Origin of the sequence: Micromonospora okii, assembly GCF_020884795.1 — a bacterium.
GTDB lineage: Bacteria > Actinomycetota > Actinomycetes > Mycobacteriales > Micromonosporaceae > Micromonospora > Micromonospora okii.
The window spans coordinates 198664-219889 of record NZ_BBZF01000019.1 but is presented as its reverse complement, the minus strand read 5'-3'; the positions used below and the strand labels follow the sequence as shown (position 1 = coordinate 219889).

22 protein-coding genes and 1 pseudogene are annotated in these 21226 nt (G+C 73.0%); 12 read left to right on the top strand and 11 right to left on the bottom strand.

The window, feature by feature from the left end:
• On the top strand, window positions 1-1156 hold a 1156-nt coding region (locus LPU43_RS18000; protein ID WP_229401609.1), incomplete at its 5' end, for an aminomethyl-transferring glycine dehydrogenase.
• Window positions 1157-1261: 105 nt separating this feature from the next.
• Here the strand turns inward: LPU43_RS18000 and LPU43_RS17995 are convergent.
• Entirely contained in the window at window positions 1262-1462 is a 201-nt protein-coding gene (locus LPU43_RS17995) for a DUF5999 family protein (RefSeq protein WP_229401608.1), read from the bottom strand.
• Window positions 1463-1693: 231 nt separating this feature from the next.
• Here LPU43_RS17995 and def point away from each other — a divergent pair, with 231 nt between their 5' ends.
• Window positions 1694-2203 carry a peptide deformylase gene (gene def, locus LPU43_RS17990; protein ID WP_229401607.1) on the top strand — a complete coding sequence of 170 codons (510 nt, stop codon included), beginning with the start codon at window positions 1694-1696 and terminating at the stop codon, window positions 2201-2203.
• An 18-nt stretch (window positions 2204-2221) separates the two neighbouring features.
• Here def and LPU43_RS17985 read toward each other — a convergent pair whose 3' ends face one another.
• Window positions 2222-3007, bottom strand: coding sequence for a GNAT family N-acetyltransferase (locus tag LPU43_RS17985; protein ID WP_229401606.1), 786 nt, complete (start codon window positions 3005-3007; stop codon window positions 2222-2224).
• A 58-nt stretch (window positions 3008-3065) separates the two neighbouring features.
• Window positions 3066-3422, bottom strand: a complete 357-nt coding sequence (locus tag LPU43_RS17980) for a winged helix-turn-helix transcriptional regulator (RefSeq protein ID WP_229401605.1) — start codon at window positions 3420-3422, stop codon at window positions 3066-3068.
• A 100-nt stretch (window positions 3423-3522) separates the two neighbouring features.
• Between LPU43_RS17980 and LPU43_RS17975 the strand changes: the two genes are divergently transcribed.
• A complete protein-coding gene (locus LPU43_RS17975; RefSeq protein WP_229401604.1) occupies window positions 3523-4137 on the top strand; it encodes a malonic semialdehyde reductase in 615 nt (204 codons plus the stop codon).
• Window positions 4138-4173: 36 nt separating this feature from the next.
• On the opposite strand, the gene LPU43_RS17970 is transcribed toward LPU43_RS17975, so the two are convergent.
• A complete protein-coding gene (locus LPU43_RS17970; RefSeq protein ID WP_305074498.1) occupies window positions 4174-4944 on the bottom strand; it encodes a sulfite exporter TauE/SafE family protein in 771 nt (256 codons plus the stop codon).
• A 118-nt stretch (window positions 4945-5062) separates the two neighbouring features.
• Between LPU43_RS17970 and LPU43_RS28570 the strand changes: the two genes are divergently transcribed.
• The 3 genes from LPU43_RS28570 (at window position 5063) to LPU43_RS17955 (ending at window position 7637) form a co-directional block, all read left to right on the top strand.
• On the top strand, window positions 5063-5848 hold the full coding sequence (locus LPU43_RS28570) for a hypothetical protein (RefSeq protein ID WP_255686248.1): 786 nt from the start codon (window positions 5063-5065) through the stop codon (window positions 5846-5848).
• A gap of 109 nt (window positions 5849-5957) precedes the next feature.
• The gene (locus LPU43_RS17960; protein WP_229401603.1) at window positions 5958-6731 is read left to right on the top strand and encodes an AfsR/SARP family transcriptional regulator; all 774 of its coding nucleotides are present in this window, start codon (window positions 5958-5960) and stop codon (window positions 6729-6731) included.
• 132 nt (window positions 6732-6863) lie between these two features.
• Window positions 6864-7637, top strand: coding sequence for an endonuclease/exonuclease/phosphatase family protein (locus LPU43_RS17955; RefSeq protein ID WP_229401602.1), 774 nt, complete (start codon window positions 6864-6866; stop codon window positions 7635-7637).
• 566 nt (window positions 7638-8203) lie between these two features.
• Here LPU43_RS17955 and LPU43_RS28955 read toward each other — a convergent pair.
• Window positions 8204-8350: pseudogene (locus LPU43_RS28955) on the bottom strand (bifunctional 5,10-methylenetetrahydrofolate dehydrogenase/5,10-methenyltetrahydrofolate cyclohydrolase); the annotation flags it as partial.
• Window positions 8302-9309, bottom strand: coding sequence for a tyrosine-type recombinase/integrase (locus LPU43_RS17945; protein ID WP_229401601.1), 1008 nt, complete (start codon window positions 9307-9309; stop codon window positions 8302-8304). The gene LPU43_RS17945 and the pseudogene LPU43_RS28955, both read right to left, overlap by 49 nt.
• A gap of 530 nt (window positions 9310-9839) precedes the next feature.
• Between LPU43_RS17945 and LPU43_RS17940 the strand changes: the two genes are divergently transcribed.
• Entirely contained in the window at window positions 9840-11240 is a 1401-nt protein-coding gene (locus tag LPU43_RS17940) for an OFA family MFS transporter (RefSeq protein ID WP_229401600.1), read from the top strand.
• Complete coding sequence (locus LPU43_RS28565) at window positions 11237-11359, top strand: MFS transporter small subunit (RefSeq protein WP_255686247.1); 123 nt, start codon at window positions 11237-11239, stop codon at window positions 11357-11359. The genes LPU43_RS17940 and LPU43_RS28565 overlap by 4 nt, the downstream gene beginning before the upstream one ends.
• Window positions 11360-11381: 22 nt before the next feature.
• On the opposite strand, the gene LPU43_RS17935 is transcribed toward LPU43_RS28565, so the two are convergent.
• The gene (locus LPU43_RS17935) at window positions 11382-12110 is read right to left on the bottom strand and encodes an SDR family NAD(P)-dependent oxidoreductase (protein ID WP_229401599.1); all 729 of its coding nucleotides are present in this window, start codon (window positions 12108-12110) and stop codon (window positions 11382-11384) included.
• 166 nt (window positions 12111-12276) lie between these two features.
• On the opposite strand from LPU43_RS17935, the gene LPU43_RS17930 reads away from it, so the two are divergent.
• Entirely contained in the window at window positions 12277-12981 is a 705-nt protein-coding gene (locus LPU43_RS17930) for a hypothetical protein (protein WP_229401729.1), read from the top strand.
• Between the two features lie 49 nt (window positions 12982-13030).
• Here LPU43_RS17930 and LPU43_RS17925 read toward each other — a convergent pair whose 3' ends face one another.
• The 4 genes from LPU43_RS17925 to LPU43_RS17910 all read right to left on the bottom strand — a co-directional run bounded on the left by LPU43_RS17925 (window position 13031) and on the right by LPU43_RS17910 (window position 18006).
• Complete coding sequence (locus LPU43_RS17925) at window positions 13031-14206, bottom strand: macrolide family glycosyltransferase (protein WP_229401598.1); 1176 nt, start codon at window positions 14204-14206, stop codon at window positions 13031-13033.
• 50 nt (window positions 14207-14256) lie between these two features.
• Window positions 14257-15474, bottom strand: a complete 1218-nt coding sequence (locus LPU43_RS17920; RefSeq protein WP_229401597.1) for a GNAT family N-acetyltransferase — start codon at window positions 15472-15474, stop codon at window positions 14257-14259.
• A gap of 105 nt (window positions 15475-15579) precedes the next feature.
• Window positions 15580-16578, bottom strand: a complete 999-nt coding sequence (cydB, locus tag LPU43_RS17915; protein ID WP_229401596.1) for a cytochrome d ubiquinol oxidase subunit II — start codon at window positions 16576-16578, stop codon at window positions 15580-15582.
• Window positions 16579-16593: 15 nt separating this feature from the next.
• A complete protein-coding gene (locus LPU43_RS17910) occupies window positions 16594-18006 on the bottom strand; it encodes a cytochrome ubiquinol oxidase subunit I (protein WP_229401595.1) in 1413 nt (470 codons plus the stop codon).
• A 175-nt stretch (window positions 18007-18181) separates the two neighbouring features.
• Between LPU43_RS17910 and LPU43_RS17905 the strand changes: the two genes are divergently transcribed.
• Genes LPU43_RS17905 through LPU43_RS17895 form a run of 3 tightly spaced genes read left to right on the top strand, consistent with a single transcriptional unit; the run spans window position 18182 to window position 21191 of the window.
• On the top strand, window positions 18182-18955 hold the full coding sequence (locus LPU43_RS17905) for a lysophospholipid acyltransferase family protein (RefSeq protein ID WP_229401594.1): 774 nt from the start codon (window positions 18182-18184) through the stop codon (window positions 18953-18955).
• 57 nt (window positions 18956-19012) lie between these two features.
• A complete protein-coding gene (locus tag LPU43_RS17900) occupies window positions 19013-19780 on the top strand; it encodes a glycerophosphodiester phosphodiesterase family protein (protein WP_229401593.1) in 768 nt (255 codons plus the stop codon).
• 19 nt (window positions 19781-19799) lie between these two features.
• Complete coding sequence (locus LPU43_RS17895; RefSeq protein ID WP_229401592.1) at window positions 19800-21191, top strand: MFS transporter; 1392 nt, start codon at window positions 19800-19802, stop codon at window positions 21189-21191.
• The last annotated feature ends 35 nt before the right edge of the window (window positions 21192-21226 follow it).

The window sequence follows — 21226 nt, the reverse complement described above, 5'->3', positions numbered from 1 at the left end:
CGCCGGGTCGCAGGGGGAGCTGGCGGGTCTGCTGGCGATCCGCGCGTACCACCGGCAGCGGGGGCAGGGGCGGCGGGACGTGTGCCTGATCCCGTCGTCGGCGCACGGCACGAACGCCGCGTCGGCGGTGATGGCGGGGATGCGGGTGGTCGTGGTGGGCTGCGACGCCGACGGCAACGTGGACCTGGTCGACCTCGACACGAAGATCGACAAGCATCGGGACGACCTCGCCGCGATCATGGTGACGTACCCGTCGACGCACGGGGTGTACGAGACGGGCATCGCGCAGTTGTGCGCGAAGGTCCACGACGCCGGCGGTCAGGTGTACGTCGACGGGGCGAACCTCAACGCCCTGGTCGGGTTCGCCAAGCCGGGCCGGTTCGGGGCGGACGTGTCGCACCTGAACCTGCACAAGACGTTCTGCATTCCGCACGGCGGCGGCGGCCCGGGGGTGGGGCCGGTGGCGGTGCGGGCGCACCTGGCGCCGTACCTGCCGGGGGCCGGCGGCGACGACCGGCCGGTGATCTCCGCGGCCCGGTACGGGTCGGCGGGCATCCTGCCGATCCCGTGGGCGTACCTGCGGATGATGGGCGCGGCGGGGCTGACCCGGGCCACGGGGGTGGCGGTGCTGGCGGCGAACTACGTGGCGGCGCGGCTGCGCGAGCACTTCCCCGTGCTGTACGCGGGCAACAAGGGCCTGGTGGCCCACGAGTGCGTCCTGGACCTGCGCCCGCTGACCAGGGCGACCGGGGTGAGCGTGGACGACGTGGCGAAGCGGCTGATCGACTACGGGTTCCACGCCCCGACGATGTCGTTCCCGGTGGCGGGGACGCTGATGGTGGAGCCGACCGAGAGCGAGGACCTGGCCGAGCTGGACCGGTTCTGCGACGCGATGATCGCCATCCGCGCGGAGATCGACAAGGTGGGGGCGGGGCAGTGGCCGGCGGGAGACAACCCGCTGTCCAACGCCCCGCACACGGCGGCGATGGTGGCCGGCGACGAGTGGCCGCACCCGTACCCGCGGTCGGTGGGCGCGTACCCGGCGGGGGTGGACCGGGCCGGGAGGTACTGGCCGCCGGTGCGGCGGGTCGACGGCGCCTACGGCGACCGGAACCTGGTCTGCTCGTGCCCGGCGCCGGAGGCGTTCGAGGAGTGACGGCGGCGCCGGGGCGGTGGCGTGCGCCGCCCCGGCGGTGCGTCGACCCGGCCCGGGGGAGCGGCCGTCGCCGACGGATGGCGTGCGATTACACTACGTGAACAATCAGGCGACGAGGGCGTGTCGGGCGGGGCCCCGGCGCGGGGCCACGCACCTGCCGTCGGGCAGGAGCTCGCCGGTGTCGTCGAAGACGATGACACCGTTGCAGAGCAGGCTCCAGCCCTGTTCACGGAAGCAGGCGATGGCGCGGGCGGCTTCCCGGTCGGTCGCGTCGGCGGAGGGACAGGTGGGTTGATGCTGGCACATCGGGATCTCCGGACTGTGGGGGCACTGTGTCATGGTTCACATGACCAGTGACGCACAGTACCAAGCGGGGGCGAGCGACATCGAGCAGGTTCACGCCAAGTCGGCGGGAAATCCGCTGAACGGACGAGCCCCGCATGGGCCGTCCGGCGTGGAAGCGTTCCCGTCGTGAGGTCTTCCCGCGTGTCGCCGCGCCGGCCGCGCTCCGCGCGCCGCACCCGATAGCCTGCTGCCATGACGATGCGCCCCATCCGAATCATCGGCGATCCCGTGCTGCGCACCGCCTGCGAGCCGGTCACCAGCTTCGACGCCGAGCTGCGCGACCTGGTCACCGACCTGATGGACACCCTGCTCGGCGCCCCCGGCCGCGCCGGCGTGGCCGCCCCCCAGATCGGGGTGTCCGCGCGGGTGTTCGTCTACGACGCCGACGGCCACCGCGGCCACCTGGTCAACCCCACCCTGGAGCTGTCCGAGGAGACCCAGGGCGACGACGAGGGCTGCCTGTCCATCCCCGGCCTGTACTTCCCGACGCCCCGCGCCCTGCACGCCACCGCCCACGGCTTCGACCAGCACGGGGAACCCCTGACCGTCACCGGCGCCGGCTTCCTCGCCCGCGCCCTGCAACACGAGACCGACCACCTCGACGGCCGCCTCTACGTCGACACCCTGCGCGGGGAGACCCGCCGCCGGGCGCTGCGCGAGATCCGCGCCGGCCGGTTCGACTCACCCAGCCGCCACCGCTGAACGCCCCGCCCGCGCCGGTCACCCGGCCGGCGGGGGCAGGGCCGTGAGCGTGTACTCGCCGTAACCGGCGACCCGGGTGAACCCCAACCGCCCGTACAGCCGCAGCGCCGCCACGTTGTCGGCCCGCACGTTGAGCGTGACGTGGTCGACGTGCCCGACCAGCCGCCGGCACAGGGCCGCCACCACCGCCGCGCCCCACCCCCGACCCCGGTGCCGCGGATGCGTCGTCACGTTGCCCAGCGCCGCCACCCGCCACGTCGGGGAGTACACGTGCACCCCGGCCACCGCCACCAGCGCCCCACCCCGGCGCAGCCCCACGTACTGGCCCGTGCCCAGCATCCTCGCGTCGAACCAGTTGCCCGGGTACGCCGCCGCGTACAGCGCCGTCAGCTCCGGCAGGTCCGCCTCGCCCAACGGCTCACCCTCGCCGGCCACCGCCGCCAGCCGCCCCCGGTCGGTCAGCGCCATCTTCAGGTGCGCGCCGCCGTCGACGACCCGGAAGCGGCCCCGCAGGGCCGCCGCCAGGCCGGGGGACAGGTGCGCGTACAGCCGCGCCGGCAACACCGGCGCCAACTCGCCCAGCAGCGCCGCCAGCTCCGCGCTCGCGTCGCCGTCGGCGAAGGCCAGCAGCGTCGGCGGCGCCACCGCGTGGTACAGCAGCGCCACCTGCTCCCCGCGACGGAACCACGACGTGTACGGCCAGAAGAAGTCGTCCAGGTCGCCCAGCTCGTAGGCGTGCAGCGCCGGGTCGCGGCCCAACAGCCGACCCAGCAGCACCCGGTCGTGTTCGGCGCGCAACGGCATCCGCTGATGATCACACGTTCGGTCCTCGGCGCACCTGCCGGCCGAGACGGTCACACCGTCACGCCTCGGCGCACCTGTCGGCCGACAGGTTCTCCTGCGCCCACCGCCCCAGCGCCTCCAGCGCCGGCAGCACCGCGGCCCCCCGCTCGGTCAGCTCGTAGCTCACCCCCACCGGCGGGCCCTGCCGCACCGTGCGCCGGACCAACCCCACCCGGGTCAGCTCACCCAGCCGGTCCGACAGCACCGACTCGCTGATGCCCGGCAGCGCGCGGGTCAGCTCCGCGAACCCGGCCGGCCCCTGCCCGAGCGTGCCCAGCAGCACCCCGTTCCACCGCTTGCCGAGGAACGCGAACGCCCGCGTCAGTCCCGTGTCGCAGGTGCGGGGGTTCTCGTGTGCGGGGGAGCGGGGCGCCATCGTCCCAGGATACGTGTCGTCGCGCACGACCCCTGCACTTCGAAAAAGCTAGCTGCTACTCTCGCCGAAGCAAAAGCTCCCGCTTCCCACGGAGGACCCCGTGACCAACACCGTCACCCCCGAACACATCACCCTCGACCCCACCGCCCAGGCGCAACTGTTCACCGACGCCCGCACCGCCAACACCTTCACCGACGAACCCGTCACCGACGCCCACCTGCGCGCCATCTACGACCTCGCCCAGTACCCGCCCACCGCCGCCAACACCCAGCCCCTGCGCGTGCTCTACATCCGCCCCGGCGACGCCCGCGACCGCCTCCTCACCCACATGGCCGAAGGCAACCGCGCCAAGACCGCCAGCGCCCCCGTCGTCGCCGTCCTCGCCGCCGACACCGACTTCCACGAGCACATCCCCCACGTCTTCCCCGTCCGCCCCCAGATGCGCGACGGCCTCGCCGCCGACCCCACCGGCCGCGAGGCCATGGCCCGCTTCAACGCCACCCTCCAGATCGGCTACTGGCTGCTCGCCGTCCGCGCCGCCGGCCTCGCCACCGGCCCCATGGCCGGCTTCGACACCGCCGGCGTCGACCGCGAATTCTTCGCCGACACCGCCTGGCGCTCCCTGCTCGTGGTCAACCTCGGCCGGCCCGGCCCCGACGCCTGGTTCCCCCGCCTGCCCCGCCTCGACTACGACACCGTCACCCGCCACGCCTGAACCCGGGCCGTGAGGGCCGGCATCCCAAGCCGGCCCTCACGCCACCCACTGGTCGTAACCCAACTTCGCCACCAACACCACGACCACCGCCAACAACACCACCCGCACGAACCCCGCCCCCCGCCGCAACGCCATCCGCGCCCCCAACGCCGCCCCCACCACGTTGCACACCGCCATCGCCAACCCCAACAACCACCACACGTGCCCCGTCGCCGCGAACACCACCAACGCCCCCAGGTTCGTGCCCGCGTTCACCACCTTCGCCATCGCCGACCCGTGCACGAAATCCGCACCCACCAGCACCGTGAACGCCACCACCAGGAACGTCCCCGTACCCGGCCCGATCAACCCGTCGTACCCCGCCACCACCAACCCCGCCACCGCCACCGCCGCCACCACCCGCCCCCGCGTGCGCCGCTGCGGCTGCGCCACCACCCCCAACCGAGGCCGCGCCACCACGAACACCGCCACCGCCACCAACACCCCCAACACCACCGGCCGGTACGCCGACGCCGGCACCACCCCCGCCAACGCCGCACCCAACCCCGCCGTCACCACCGCCAACCCCGCCGCCGGCCCCGCCACCGCCCAATCGATCTTCGTCCGGCGCGCGTACGCCACCGCCGCCGTCGACGTCCCCGCGATCGCCGCCAACTTGTTCGTCCCCAACGCCGTCGCCACCGGCACCCCCGGCGCCGCCACCAACAACGCCGGCAACAGCAACAACCCACCACCACCCACCACCGCGTCGACCCAACCGGCCATGGCGGCCGCAGCGAGCAGAGTGGTCAGCGACAGGGGATCCACCCGCGGAATTCTGCCCACCCCACCCCCACGCCCCCCACCCGCCGACGCCCCCTGTGTCCGGCCTCACCCACCACGCCTTCCCAGACGAACCCCAGACCCGCCCCCTTGACTGCACGCCATGAGACGCATCCTCGCCGCGCTCACCACCGCGGCCACCGCAGCCGGCCTCGCCCTGGCCGCCCCCGCCCACGCCCTGCCCTACTGCGACGTCCCCGTCCCGCCGCCGGCCTGCAACGACGACCCCGTGGAAGACCCGCCGCCCCCCATTGGCACCGACACCCCACCCACCGGCCGCGTCGAAAGCCACGGCTACACCGCCGGCACCTACCGCGTCACCGGCTGGGCCCGCGACACCAACGGCGGCCCCGTCACCGTCTGGGTCACCGTCGACCAGACCTTCATCGGCGCGTACCCCGCCAACCTCCACCACCCCGCCCAGGGCGGCCCCCACGGCTTCGACATCACCGTCCCCGCACCCACCACCGCCGGCAACCACCGGGTCAACGTCACCCTCGTCAACGTCCCCGACGGCACCCAACCCGCAGCCCCCTACTCGGGCATCCTCGCCATCCTCGGCTGGACCAACACCCCCGCCGCCCCCACCGACCTCGTCCTGACCCCCACCCACGGCGACATCACCGTCGCCTTCACCGACCCCTCCACCACCGAGGACGGCTTCTCCGTCACCTACGACTGGATCGAACGCAAGTTCGACAGCTACGGCCACTGGACCAACGTCACCGAATCCCGCACCATCCACGCCCCGGCCGCACCCGGCACCGGCCGCTACACCCTCCCCGTCACCGGCCTACGCAGCAACACCTTCCACCGCTTCTACATCCGCACCAAGGAAGCCGGCCTGCTCTCCACCACCCTCACCGCAGGCGTCGCCACCCTCGCCTGAACCCCACCGACGGCCCCGTCCCGCCCGGGACGGGGCCAGGCCGCGCGCCCGACCCACCGGGACAGCCGCCCCTACCACCCGGGACACCCCGCCCACCAACCTCACCCGCGTGCAGGTCCACATCAACGTGCTCGGCCCCATGACCGCCCACCGCGACGGCCACCCCGTCACCCTCGGCGGACGCCGACAACGCCTCGTCCTCGCCGCGCTCCTCGTCGCCGACGGCCGCGTCGTACCCACCGACCGCCTCCACCACCTCGTCTGGAGCGACGGCACCCCCACCGCCAGCCGCGCCACCCTCCACGGCTACATCGCCGCCCTCCGCCGCGCCCTCGAACCCCACCACCCCGCCCGCACCGGGCAACTCCTCGTCCGCGAAGACCCCGGATACGCCCTCCGACTACCCCCCACCCACACCGACACCCACCGCTTCACCACCCTCGTCACCCGCGCCCACACCCTCCGCCGCCAAGGCCACCCCACCGCCGCCGCCACCACCGCCCACACCGCCCTCACCCTCTGGCGCGGCCCCGCCTACGCCGGACTCGACACCACACCCTTCCTCCAACCCGAGATCACCCGCTGGAACACCCTCCACACCACCGCCACCGAACTGCACCTCGCCGCCCTCGTCGACGCCGGACACGCCACCACCGCCCTCGCCGACCTGCAAGCCCTCGTCACCCGACACCCCACCCGCGAACGCCCCTGGGAACTACTCGCCCTCGCCCAACACCGCGCCGGCCGACCCGCCGACGCCCTCGCCACCCTCCGCCAAGCCCACACCCACCTCACCACCCACACCGGCCTCGACCCCGGCCCCACCCTCCAACGCCTACGAACCGCGATCCTCCACCACCACGAACACCTCCCCACCCCCTGACCGGCACCCTCACCGTCCCCGCCACCGCCGCAACCACAACCCCGCCCACCCCAGCACCACGAACACCACCATCGAACACACCCACGCCCTCAGCATCCGACGACCCTCCCAACACCCGCATAGGGTGCACACGTGCGCCTGGCCACCTTCAACCTCCTCCACGGCCGGTCCCTCACCGACGGACTCGTCGACCCAGACCGGCTCACCGCCGCCGTCGCCACCCTCGACGCCGACGTCCTCGCCCTCCAGGAAGTCGACCGCGACCAGACCCGCAGCGGCAACCTCGACCTCACCGCCATCGCCGCCCGCGCCCTGCACGCACCCGAACACCGCTTCGCCGCCGCCCTCGTCGGCACCCCCGGCGAACACTTCCGCCCCCTCCACCACGACGACGACGGACACGGCGACCCCTGCTACGGCATCGGCCTGATCAGCCGCCACCCCGTACGCACCTGGCAGATCACCCGCCTCACACCCGCACCCGTCCGCTCACCCGTCCCCATCCCCGGAAACGGCCTCACCCTCCTGCACGACGAACCCCGCGTCGTCCTCGCCGCCGTCCTCGACACCCCCCACGGCGACATCACCGTCGCCGCTACCCACCTGTCCTTCGTCCCCGGCTGGAACGCCCACCAACTCCGCCAGACCATCCGCGCCCTGCGCGCCCTACCCCCACCCCGCATCCTCCTCGGCGACCTCAACCTCCCCGCCGGCCCCGCCCGACTCGTCTCCGGCTGGACCCCACTCGGCCGCCGCCCCACCTACCCCGCCCACCAACCCCGCATCCAACTCGACCACATCCTCGCCGACCCTTACGACCTCCACCGCCTCCCGCCCGTCACCGCCGTCACCACCCCCGCCACCACCATCTCCGACCACCGCCCCCTCGTCGTCGACCTCGGCTAGCCGTTACCCGGCAGCGGGCGGAGCATCCAGTACCGCACCCTGTAGGAACGGCGCGTGGGGTCGGACAAGGGCGCATCGGCTGGCCGGTGGGCCGGTCCAGCCAGGCAGGGGCGCCGCACGCACGGAGCTGATCGACGAGCGCGGACGAGGAGGGTGAACGCGGGTCAGGCCGTACCCTGGCGGTTGACCCGCTCCTGTCCGGCCGCCTTCGACCGGCCATGGTCGCGCTCGGTGCTGGCCGATCCGGTCGCCGTGCGCTCGTGCCGCTGGTGCGGCGAGTGCTCCACGGTGGCCCCCTGCCGACCCCGTGCTCCGCTGCCCGGGTGCCGGCGGCCCCGCGCCGACTCGCCGCCGCTGTCATGCTTATTGCGCTTGTGGCTGCCCATGGCCGCTGGCTACCCGGTGTCCCGGCACCCATGCCCTGAGACACTCCTAACTCAATGATGTTTGGCGTGTCCTCGGGACGTGAGAGGGCGGTTCAAGCGCGGTGGTGTTGGGCAGCCAGTCGGTCCGGGCGGCGATCACGCGCCCGCGGCCACGAAGGGCAAGGACGTCGGGAGGAAGGCGTCCACCCGCCGCGCATACCGCGCCCAATCCGCCACCCCCGTGTGCACCACCGTCACCGCCGCGTTCGCCGTCGGCCGCTTCTGCGCCCACCCCACCCTCACTCGCCGTCTCCCTGCATCCGCACCAACCCCGCCAACGCTCGGTTCGTGCGGTTAGACCGCACCGCCGCCCGCTGCTGACCCGCCGTCACCTCGATGTACGTCTGCGACGACGCCAACGACGCATGCCCCAACAGCCGCATGATCTCCGCCGCGCTCGCCCCGTCCTCCGCCAACCGCGTGGCGAACGTGTGCCGCAACGCGTGCAACCGCGCCCCGCGCGGCACCCGGTCCGCCACCCCCGCCCGCCGGTAACAGGACTCCACCAGATACTGCAACCCGCCCCGGCGCAACGGCTCACCCCGCCGATCCACCAGCAGCGCCGAGTCCGGCCGCACCGACCGCGCCCCGAACCGGCGCGCCCGGCTGTCCAGATACGCCATCAGCACCCGGTCCAGCTCCGGCTCGATCGGCACCACCCGCGGCCGACCACCCTTGCCCGCCACGTCCACCCGGCGCTCGCCGGGCCGCCCGACCAGCGACGCCACCCGCAGCGCCAGCAGCTCCGACAGGCGCAGCCCCGCGCACAGCGCCAACGCCAGCACCGCCACGTCCCGCTCCGGCCACGGATCCCGCTCCCGATCGTCCTCCCGCGACACCGCTGCGAGCAGCTCTTCCGGCGTGTCCTCGCCGCGCAGCGGCTTCGGCCGGGGGAGCGGGGCGCGAGGGCGGTCCACCGCCGGCATCGGGTTGCCCGCCACCACCCCGTCGGCGACGAGGAAGGAGAAGAAGCTGTTCCACGTCGACCAGGCGCGGTGCACCGAGGCCACGGCGCGGGGAGCGGCGAACCGGGCGAACGCCGCCCGCATGACCCTGGGGGAGAGGGCGCTGACCGGCAGGGCGTCCGGCGGCAGGGGAGGGGTGAGGGTCTCGCCGGCCAGGGCCGCCACCGCGCGCAGGTCCCTGCGGTACGCCTCGAGGGTGTGCGGCGACGGCTTGCGGGTGGCGCGGGCGGTCAGGAACTCCTCGATCAACGCCTGCGCCGATTCGTCCTGTTTGTCATGCATAAGGGATATTATGCATGATTCTCGGGTTCCCGGCGACCCGCCGGACCGGGGGACCGGCTCGCGCCGAGGGGAGGACAGGGGTGGCACCTCCAGCCCTGGAAGCCTGCTCGGCCGGCCGGCGGGGATCGAGCGTCGCTGCGGACGGCACGGTGGAGAGCGGGCATCGGTTGTGTGCCTCCGTCGGTTGCGATGCCTCCCACGGTCGATGTGCCCGATCAGCCGCCGCGCCAGACAGGCCAGTGGCCGGCTGCCGGACGCGCCCGGGCGTCGGGCACCCGGCATTCCGCGTCGCCAGGACGGCTGAGGCTGCCCGTGGAGCATGCGTCCCGGAACGAGCCGGCGCTCTGCGACGACGGTCGGGGGCAATCAGGCTGGAACGAAGGCTTCCGGGTGCCGTGGAGGAGGGCGAAAAACCGTCTACTTGACATAATGTGGATTATCGAATCAGCGATAAGGGCTGGGTCAGCGTCGGTGCGGGCGCAGAACGCGAGCTCGGCGAGTGCTTCGCCGACTTCCGGGAAGAAGGCACCATGCTCTCCGCACTCGACCGTCGCCGCACCGTCGCGCCGCCCGGCTACAGCCGGTGGTTGATCCCGCCGGCGGCGTTGGCGATCCATCTCTGCATCGGGCAGGTCTATGCGACCAGCGTGTACAAGAACTCCCTGATCGCGCACTTCGACGCGAGTCAGACCGCGATTGGGGTGATCTTCAGCATCGCGATCGTGATGCTGGGGCTGTCGGCGGCGGTGGCCGGTACGTGGGTGGAGCGCAACGGCCCGCGTAAGGCGATGTTCGTGTCGGCGTGTTTCTGGTCGGTGGGCTTCCTGGTGGGCGCGGTGGGGATCGCGACGGGCCAGTTGTGGCTGTTGTACCTGGGGTACGGGCTGCTGGGCGGCATCGGGCTGGGAATCGGCTACATCTCCCCCGTGTCGACGTTGATCAAGTGGTTTCCGGACCGGCCGGGTCTGGCGACCGGGTTGGCGATCATGGGGTTCGGGGGTGGCGCGATGGTGGCCTCTCCCCTGTCCCGGCAGTTGTTGACGCTCTACGACCGGGGCTACGACCCGGACGCCGCGGGTTCGACGGCGTCCGGGTCGGCGCTGGTGTGGTTGTTCGTGACGCTGGGCGTCGGCTACTTCCTGGTCATGATGTTCGGGGTGGCGAACGTGCGGGTGCCGGCGGCGGACTGGCGGCCGGCCGGGTTCGATCCGGCGCGGGCGACGGCGAAGCCGATGGTGACCACGGCGAGCGTGTCGGCGGCGAACGCGGTGCGCACGCCGCAGTTCTGGCTGCTGTGGGTGGTGCTGTTCTGCAACGTGACCGCCGGGATCGGGATCCTGGAGCAGGCGAGCCCGATGATTCAGGACTTCTTCCGTGAGGGCGGCGGGTCGGCGGTGTCGGTGGCTGCGGCGGGTGGCTTCGTGGGGCTGTTGTCGCTGTTCAACATGGGTGGCCGGTTCGCGTGGTCGACGGCGTCGGACCTGATCGGTCGTAAGCGGGTGTACGTGTTGTACCTGGGTGTCGGGATGGTGATGTACGTGCTGCTGGCCTCGGTCGGGCGGGTGGCGACGGGGCTGTTCGTGTTGTTGGCGTGCGTGATCGTGTCGTTCTACGGGGGTGGGTTCGCCACGATGCCGGCGTACCTGCGGGACCTGTTCGGCACGTACCAGGTGGGGGCGATCCACGGCCGGGTGTTGACGGCGTGGTCGGCGGCGGGGGTCGCCGGGCCGCTGATCGTCAACGGGTTCCTGGACGCGAAGGGTGAGCCGGGGACGTTGACGGCGGCGGGGTACCGGCCGGCGCTGCTGACGATGGTCGGGGTGCTGGCGGTGGGGTTCGTGGCGAACCTGCTGGTGCGGCCGGTGCCGGAGCGGTTCCACGAGCCGACGGCCGTCGGCTCGGGTGAGGTGGAAGGGGGGCTGGCGCGATGAGGGACGGGTCGTCCGGGCAGGTGGGCCGGTTGTGGGTCTCCTGGCTGCTGGTGGGTGCGCTGCTGGGGTACGGGGTGGTGGAGACGGTGCTGACGGCGGCGAGGTTGTTCACGGGGTGAGGGGGTCGGGTGCCGTCGTGGGTCAGAGGCCGCCGGAGACGCGGAGGATCGCGCCGGTGGTGTAGCTGGCGTCGGGGCTGAGCAGCCAGGCGATGGCGCCGGCGATCTCGTCGGGTTCGCCGGCGCGGCCGAGGGGGATGCGGCCGGCGGCGGTGTCGGGGCGGTCGGGCGCGCCGGAGAGGGCGTGCAGTTCGGTGCGGATGATGCCGGGGGCGACGCAGTTGACGCGGATGCCGGTGGGGGCGAGTTCCTTGGCGAGGCCGATGGTGAGGGTGTCGGTGGCGGCCTTGACGGCGGCGTAGTGGACGTACTCCCCCGGTGAGCCGAGGGTGGCGGCGACGGAGGAGACGTTGACGATGGCGCCGCCTCGGGTGAGGCGGCGGGCGGCGTGTTGGGCGCAGAGGACGTACCCGATGAGGTTGACGTCGACGACGTGGCGCAGGTCGTCGGCGCGCAGGTCGGTGAAGGGGCCGATGGGGCTGGTGACGCCGGCGTTGTTGACCAGGCCGGTGAGGGGGCCGAGGTCGGTGGCGGCGTCGAAGAGGGCCTGGATCTGGTCGGGGTCGGTGGTGTCGGCGGGGACGGCGAGGGCGCGGCGGCCGGTGGCGCGGATGTCGGCGACGACGGCGTTGGCGGCGGTGTGGTCGCGGCGGTAGCCGATGGCGACGTGGTGGCCGTCGTGGGCGAGGCGGCGGGCGGTGGCGGCGCCGATGCCGCGGCTGCCGCCGGTGACGATGGTGACCGGGTCCATGTGGGTTGTTGCTCCTCCCCCGTGGGTGTTGTGGTGACGGTACCGGCGGGGGTCGTCGCCTACGCTGCGCGGAGGGGCGTTGCGGGCGCTGGGGGTTGATCTTCCGGGTGTCGCAGCCGGCTGGTATCAAGGCAGGAATCAAACAGGTGTACGGAAGAGGGTCGTGATGGTTGCCGGGGGCCAGGGGTTGTCCACTGAAGAGGTGCAGAGCATCCGGGAGGCGTTGGCCGCCGGGCGGAAGCCGAGGGTGGTGTTCACCGCGTCGGCGGGGCAGATCGCCGGGCAGGTGGGTCAGGTGGTGGAGTTGACGGATCCGGCGGTGTCGGACGAGTTCGTGGTGGTGCGGTTCGGCCGCGACGAGTTGCCCTTCTCCCCCGCCGACGTGGCGGTGGCGCCGCGTGGGGCGGGGCGCAAGCCGGCGGAGGTGCGGCCGGCGGAGCCGGAGGTGGAGGCGCCGCCGGTGGTGGCGGAGCCGGAGTTCGTGTTGGACACCCCGGTGGTGCCGGGGCCGCGGCGGGAGCGCGAGGAGTCGAGGGTGGAGCAGCAGCAGGTGGAGGCGAAGCCGGCGAAGCGGGCGGCGAAGCCGGTGAAGCCGAAGGGCCCGGCGGGGTTGACGGTGACCCTGGCGTACGCCGAGGGCGAGTGGACGGTGGCGGCGCAGCAGGGGACGAAGGTGCTGGCGAAGCCGTACGTGGTGAAGCCGGCGGAGGCGTTGAAGATGGTGGCGTTGGTGGACGTTGCGGGGGTGCAGGAGGCGGTGGAGCAGATCCTGTCGTCGGAGCGGGCGGAGGCGGAGCAGCAGGCGGAGAAGCTGCGGGCGGAGCTGGCGGAGATCGAGGCGCGGCTGGCGGAGTTGCGCGAGGCGGGCTGAGCACGGGTGCCGCCCCCGCCGCGGTCGGGCGGCGGGGGCGGGTGTGCCGTCAGGCCAGCATGTCCTCGATGAGGTCGGCGGCGCGCGGGGTGCCGCCTTCGGCGCGTGCGTCGGCGCGCAGCAGCGCCGAGCGGCGGGTGACGTCCGCGTCGGTGGTCAGGTCGTGCAGGGCCGCCCGGAGGGTGTCGGCGGTGGCGTGCGCGGTGTCGATGCGGCGGGCGACGCCGAGTTCGACGAGCCGGTCGGCGTTCATGAACTGTTCGGCGGCCTGCGGTACGGCGATCATCGGTACGCCGGCGAGTAGTCCTTCGCCGCAGCCGCCCATGCCGGCGTGGGTGACGAAGGCGTCGGCGTGTTCGAGGATGGCCCGCTGCGGCACCCAGGGGTGCACCTCGACGTTGGGCGGGATGTCGCCGAGTTCCCGGGGGTCGGTGTGCTTGCCGATCTGGAGTACGACGTGCCAGCCGGGCAGGTTGCCGTAGGCGGCGAGGCACTGGCGGTAGAACTCGGGTTGGCGGGTGTAGGCGGAGCCGAGGGAGATGAGCAGCACCTGCTGTGCGTGCGCGGGCCGGGTCCAGCCGTCGGTGCTCGCCGTCGGGCCGAAGCAGGGGCCGACGAAGGTGACCGCGTGGGTGTCGACCTTGTCGGCGTGCGGCTGCATCGCCCGGGTGATCAGGGCCAGGGCTTTCGGCGGTGTGCCGGAGAAGGCGTCCACGTCGGTGGTGGAGGCCCCGCAGTCGGCGAGCCAGTGGGCGAACTTCGCGCGGTAGGCGTCGGCGCCCGGTAGTTGCCACAGGTGGGCGGCGACGTCCTGGTCGTAGCCGTCCCAGGCGACGAACGTCGGGGACAGTTGCAGGAGGGGTTTGTGCTGCGATTCGGCGAGGGCGCGCGCGGCGTAGGCGCCGATGTCGTACAGGTACAGGTCCGCCGGGTCGTGGTCGTAGGCGGCGCGTAGTTGGGGCAGCGCCGCGATGGCGTCGTCGAGGAAGAGGGTCATCGCGGCGATGGGGTCGTCGGGCCAGTCGTTGTCGGCGACGGGCAGTCCGGACGTGCAGGTGACGAGTTCGGCGCCGGTGGCGGTGATCAGGTCGGCGACGGCGGGGTCGTTGGCGTAGGTGACGCGGTGGCCGCGGGCGACCAGCTCGCGAATGATTTCGAGGCTGGGTAGGACGTGGCTGACGGCGGGGACGCCGACCATGGCGATGTGGGCGGGGCGGCGGGGCATGGGTGTTCACTCGCTTCGGTTGTGCGGCGGGGTGGCCGGCGCTGGCGGGGTCAGAAGTAGTCGTGCAGGTGGGCGGGGCCGCCGGCGGCGAGGAGGTCCAGGGCGCGGGGGTCGGTGCCGGGGGTGTGGGTGAGCAGGCCGGCGTGGGTGAGGGTTTCGGCGGTGGCGGCGCCGGCGTAGAGCAGGGCGAAGCCGCGTACGTTCAGGTGCAGGTCGGGTTCGGTGGTGGTGGGGTGGAGTTCGGCGGCGCCGTCGGCGACGTGCAGCCGCCAGGCGCCGGTGTTCCAGTCGGCGAGCGGGTCGTCGAGGGTGAACTCGACGGTGCCGTGGGTGTGGGTGGGCCAGCCGCGTTGGGTGACGGCGCGGGTGACGTCGACGGGGCGGTGCATCCAGGTGTCGCGGTGGTGTTCTCGGGCGGCCTCGACGGGCAGGACGGTGGTGAGGGCGTCGCCGTCGAGGAGGGTGATCCGCAGGGTGGGGGTGACGCTGCGCCAGCTCGCGAGGACGCCGGCGAGTTCCCGGGCGGCGTCGGCGGTGGTGGCGTGGATGTCGTCGACGGTGAGGGCGGCGTCGGGGCCGTAGCCGCGGCCCCGGGTCCAGTGGGCGTAGCCGACGAGCCGGCCGTCGTGTTCGACGAGGGTGAGGCCGTCGCCGGGGAGGGTGTCGGCGGGTTCGAGGTGGTCGAACAGGGGGCCTCGGCGGGTGAGCATGCCGCGCCGGTGGCGGGCGACGTGCTGGTAGAGGTCGGCGACGGCGGGCAGGTCGGCGGGGGTGCCGGGGCGGACGGCCAGGTGGGGGGCGCGGCGGTGTGGGGGCAGGGCGGCGGTGGGCAGGCTGAGGGTGCGCAGCGCGCCGGTGACTTCCCATCCGCAGGCGCGGTAGGGGGCGCTGGTGGTGGGGAACAGTGCGCTGACGGCCGCGCCTCGGTCGTGGGCGCCGCGCAGGAGGCGGGTGAGCAGGGCGCGGGCGACGCCTCGGCCGCGTGCCTCGGGGGCGACGGCGACGCCGCCGACGTCGGCGGCGGTGACGGTGCGCCCGGACCACCACTGTTCGTGGTGCAGGTCGACGGCCTTGCCGAGGAGTTGGCCGGTGGGGTCGAACGCGCCGTAGCGGGTCATGCCGGGTAGGGCGGTGGTGGCGTGCGGTGACGGGGTGGGGTCGGAGCCGAAGGCGTTGCGGCCGAGTGCCCAGGCGGCGGGCAGTTCGTCGAGGGTGAGTTCCCGTACGTGGGGGGCGGTGGGTTCGCTGGTGTTCGGGGTGGGTCGCATCGGGCGACGATAGCGCCGGGTGGGTGCGGCCGGGTCGGTTTTTCCGCAGGGTGCGGCGGCGGGGCCGGCGGGTGTGCCGGCCCCGCCGCCGTCGCGTCGGGGTGGTCAGTGTTGCGGGATGTGGGCCACGCCGATGCGCTTGCGGAACACCCAGTAGGTCCAGCCCTGGTAGGCCAGGACGATGGGGGTGAAGATGACCGCCACCCACGTCATGATCTTGAGGGTGTAGGGGGTGGAGGCGGCGTTGGTGGCGGTCAGCGTGCCGGCGGCGTCGAGCGTGGAGGGCAGGACGTTCGGGAACAGCGCCGCGAAGAGGGTGGCCACGGCGAGGGCGATGGCCACGGCGGTGCCGGTGAACGCCCAGCCCTCCCGGCGGGCGCGGGCGGCGGCGAGGCCGCCGAGCAGGGCCAGGGCCGCGCCGACGGCGAGGACGACGGCGGTGGTGCTGGAGCGGATGTTGAGCGTCCAGGCCAGGAACGCCACGGCGAGCACGGCGGCGGCGACGCCGAGGCGTACGGCGAGTGCTCCGGCGCGGTGGCGGATGTCGCCGGCGGTCTTGAGGGCGATGAACACGGCGCCGTGGGTGAGGAACAGCGCGGCGGTGGTCGCGCCGCCGAGCAGGGCGTACGGGTTGAGCAGGTCGAGCAGGCCGCCGACGTACTCGTGGTCGGCGTCGAGGGGCACGCCGCGCAGGATGTTGGCGAAGGCGACGCCCCAGAGGATCGCCGGAACGAGGGAGCCGACGAAGATGGCGGTGTCCCAGCGGCGTTTCCAGGACGCCTCGGGGCGCTTGTGCCGGTATTCGAAGGCGACGCCGCGGATGATCAGGGCGAGCAGGATCAGCAGCAGGGGCAGGTAGAAGCCGGAGAAGAGGGTGGCGTACCACTCGGGGAAGGCGGCGAACATGGCGCCGCCGGCGGTGATGAGCCAGACCTCGTTGCCGTCCCAGACGGGGCCGATGGTGTTGATCAGGACGCGGCGTTCGCGGTCGTCGCGGCCGAGGACGGGCAGGAGCATGCCGACGCCGAAGTCGAAGCCCTCGAGGATGAAGTACCCGGTGAACAGGACCGCGACGAGCAGGAACCAGATGGTGGTGAGGTCCACGGTTGTCTCCGGGGGTCAGTAGGCGAACGCGAGCGGGCGCTCGGCGTCGTCGTGGCTGTCGTCGATGTCGTGGTCGGTGATCTCGGGTACGCCGGCCTTGGCGTAGCGGAGCAGGAGTTTGACCTCGACGACGGCGAGGGCGGCGTAGATGAGGGTGAAGGCGGTGAAGCTGGTGAGGACCTCGGTGAGGGAGACGCTGCGGGACACCCCGTCGCGGGTGAGCATCTCGCCGAAGACGATCCAGGGCTGGCGGCCCATCTCGGTGAAGATCCAGCCGAAGGCGTTGGCGGCCAGGGGCAGCAGGGGCATGATCAGGCCGGCGCGCAGGAGCCACCTGCTGGTGGGGGTGCGGCCCTTGCGGTGGGTCCAGAGGACGAGCAGGGCGATCGCGGCGGCGGCGAGGCCGAAGGCGATCATGAACCGGAAGCTCCAGTAGGTGACGGGGATGATCGGGGTGTAGCTGCCGGCGCCGTACTGGGCGGCGTACTGGGCCTGGAGGTCGTTGATGCCGTGGACGGTGCCGTTGGGGTCGCCGGTGCCGAGGTAGGACAGCAGGTAGGGGATCTTGAGGGCGAACACCTCGCGGGTGCCGTCGAGGCTGCCGATGGTGAGCACGGAGAAGGAGGCGGGGCTCTCGGTGGTGTAGAGGCCCTCGGCGGCTGCCATCTTCATGGGCTGCACCTCGGTCATGATCTTGCCTTGGATGTCGCCGGTGAGGACGACGAGGGCCGAGGAGACCAGGACGACCCAGGAGCCGAACTTGGTGGCGAAGCGGTAGGCGCCGGTGTCGGCGCTGTCGCGGTGGCGGATGAGGTGGTACAGGCCGACGGAGACGACGAGGCTTCCGGCGACGAGGAACGCCCCGGCGAGGGTGTGCGGGAAGGTGATGAGGGCGACCTTGTTGGTGAGCACGGCGACGAAGTCGGTCAGCTCGGCGCGGCCGGTGTCGGGGTTGAGGCGGTAGCCGACGGGGTTCTGCATGAACGAGTTCGCGGCGAGGATGAAGTAGGCGCTGAGGTTGGTGCCGATGGCGGCGGCCCAGATGGCGGCGAGGTGCAGGCGCTTGGGCAGCCGGTCCCAGCCGAAGATCCACAGGCCGATGAAGGTGGATTCGAGGAAGAACGCGACGAGGGCCTCGATGGCCAGCGGTGCGCCGAAGATGTCGCCGACGAAGCGGGAGTAGTCGCTCCAGTTCATGCCGAACTGGAACTCCTGGACGATGCCGGTGACCACGCCCATGGCGAAGTTGATGAGGAAGAGCTTGCCGTAGAACTTGGTGAGCTTGAGGTAGCGCTCCTTGCCGGTGCGGTACCACAGCGTCTGGAGGATGGCTACCAGCACGGACAGGCCGATGGTCAGCGGCACGAAGAGAAAGTGGTAGACGGTGGTGACACCGAACTGCCATCGGGCGACGTCCAACGCGTCCACCGGTAGCCTCCAACTAGTTCATACTACGAGACGTAGTAAATACTACTGCGTGTCGTAGGAAACTCGGCAGGGGCGGAGGTCCCGACCCGGCCCGGGACCAATGACCTTGATCACCACCGCCATCCGGCCCCTCCCCTACCCGCACGCCGACGCCCCGTGCGACCATCGACCGCTGATGGACACGCCCACCGACCGCTGGCGCCCGCCCCTGATCTGGCGCGGCGCGCAACTGCTCGCCCGCGCCGCCGTCGCCGCGCTGGCCCGCCTGGAGGTCACCGGCGACGTGCCCGACCGGCTGCGCCGGGGGCCGCTGATCCTGGCCGCGAACCACCTCAGCCCCTTCGACCCGGTCGTGCTGGCCGCCGCCTGCCAGGCGCGCGGCGTGTCCCCCCGGATCATGGCCACCGGCGGGCTGTTCCGCGCCCCGCTGCTGGGCGCGGCCATGCGGCGTGCCGGGCACATCCGCGTCGACCGGGGCACCGCCGCCGTGCACCGGGCCCTCGACGACGCCGCCACGGCCGTCGCCGACGGGTCGGTGGTGCTGGTGTACCCGGAGGGCCGCATCGGCCTGGACCCCGGCATGTGGCCCGAGCGCGGCAAGACCGGCGCCGCCCGGCTGGCCTTCGCCTGCGGCGCGGCGGTCGTGCCGGTGGCCCAGTGGGGCTCCCACGAGGTGCTGCCGTACCGGGCGCCCCGGGGCGCGCTGCGCGCCGTCGCCCGCGCGGTGCGCCGCCGGCCGGTGCTGCGGGTGCACTTCGGCGACCCGGTGGACCTGACCGACGTCGACCCGGCCGCGCCGGGGGCGGCCCGCAGCGCCACCGACGCCATCGTCGACGCGCTCACCGACGCCCTGGTCCCGTTGCGCCCCGACGAGCCCGACCGGCCCCGCCACGTCGACCCGGGCCGCCCCAGCGACACCAGCCGCCAGCACCGGCGTCGCCCCGCCTGAGCGCCGTTGCCCGCCGCCGGCGTCCGGGGGCCGGCGGCGGCGGGCATACTGCCGGGCGTGCAGCCCCGCTCCGGCTACCTCGACGCCCCCGCGCCGCTGGCGTTCGCCCACCGCGGCGGCGCGGCCCACGGCGACGAGAACACCGTCGCCGCGTTCGCCCGCGCCGTCGACCTGGGCTACCGGTACGTCGAGACCGACGTGCACGGCACCGCCGACGGGGTGGCCGTGGTCTTCCACGACGCCACCCTGCGCCGGGTCACCGGCGAGGCCGGGCGCATCGCCGACCTGCGCTGGGCCGACCTGGCCTCGGTGCGCGTCGGCGGGGCCGCCGTCGTGCCCCGCCTCGACGACGTCCTCGCCGCCTGGCCGCACGTGCGGTTCAACATCGACGTCAAGGCCGACGGCGGCGTCGATGCCACCGTCGCCGCCGTGTCCCGGGCCGCCGCCGGCGACCGGGTGCTGCTGGCCTCGTTCAGCGACACCCGGCTGGCCCGGCTGCGGGCGGCCACCGGCGGGCGGATCGCCACCGGCCTCGGCGCGCGCGGGGTGGCCCGGCTGCGGATGGCGTCGCTGCACGGGCGGCCCCTGCGGCTGCCCCCGTCGGTGGTCGCCGCCCAGGTGCCGCCCCGCTACGGCCGGCTGCCCGTGGTGGACCGCCGGCTGATCGCCTACGCCCACCGGATCGGGTTGCAGGTGCACGTCTGGACGATCGACGAACCCGCCGAGATGCACGAGTTACTTGATCTCGGTGTGGATGGCATCATGACCGATCACGTCGGCGTGCTGCGCGACGTCTACCGCAGCCGCGGCCACTGGGCCGCCTGAGATTCAGCGGAGGCCCCCCTTGGCCGAGACCGTCACCCCGTCGGCCGTGGACGCCCCGCCACCGGCCAGCACCCCCCGGGAGCGGCGCGGCTGGTACCTCTACGACTGGGCGAACTCGGCCTTCCAGACCACCGTCATCACCGTGTTCCTCGGCCCGTTCCTGACCACCGTCACCGAACTGGCCGCCGGCTGCGAACTCGGCGCGGACACCTGCGACGGCTACGTGCGCCCGCTGGGCATCCGCGTCGCCGCCGGCTCCTACTACCCGTACCTGATCTCGCTGTCGGTGCTGCTGACGGTGTTCGTGCTGCCGGTGGTCGGCGCGGTCGCCGACCGCTCGGCGCACAAGAAGCGGCTGCTCGGCGCGGCGGCGTTCACCGGCGCCGGGGCGACCGTCGCGATGGCGTTCGTCACCGGCGAGCGGTACCTGCTCGGCGGGGCGCTGTTCCTCGTCGCGAACATCGCCTTCGGCGCCGCCGTGGTGGTCTACAACTCGTTCCTGCCGCAGCTCGGCGGCCCCGACGAACGCGACGGCATCTCCAGCCGAGGCTGGGCCATCGGCTACCTCGGCGGCGGCGTGCTGCTCGCGCTGAACCTCGTCGCGGTGACCCTGTTCAGTGAGGACGGCAACCCGCAGCGCACCCTGGACCTGGCCCGCTGGTCGATCGTGTCGGCCGGCGTGTGGTGGGCGGCGTTCACCCTGCTGCCGCTGCGCTGGCTGCGCGAACGCCCCGCCCCGGCGACGCCGGGCGGCGGCGGCAACGTGCTCACCGACGGGTTCCGGCAGCTCGGCCGCACCCTGCGGGAGGTCAAGGCGTACCCGCTGACCCTGTTCTTCCTGCTGGCGTTCCTGGTCTACAACGACGGCATCCAGACCGTCATCACCCTGGCCAGCCAGTACGGCACCGAGGAGCTGCACCTCGGGCAGAGCACCCTGATCACCACGATCCTGCTGGTGCAGTTCCTCGCTTTCGGCGGCGCCCTCGGCCTCGGCGCGCTCGCGCGGCGCATCGGGGCGTGGAAGACCGTGCTGCTCAGCCTCGTGCTCTGGACGGGTGTGATCATCGCCGCGTTCCGGCTGCCCGCCGAGGCCCCGCTGCCATTCATGATCCTCGGCGGGGCCATCGGCCTGGTCCTCGGCGGCAGCCAGGCGCTGAGCCGCTCGCTGTTCAGCCAGCTCATCCCCGCCGGCAAGGAGGGCGAGTACTACGGCTTCTACGAGATCAGCGACAAGGGCACGAGCTGGCTCGGCCCGCTGGCGTTCGGGCTGGTGTTCCAGCTCACCCAGTCCTACCGGGTGGGCCTGGTCTCCCTGCTGATCTTCTTCGTGGTCGGGTTCGCGCTGCTGGCCGCCGTGCCGATCCGCCGCGCCATCGTCGCCGCCGGCAACACCCCGCCCCGGGTGCTGTAGGGCCGGCGGCGACCGGCCTGATCGCCGGCCGTCGA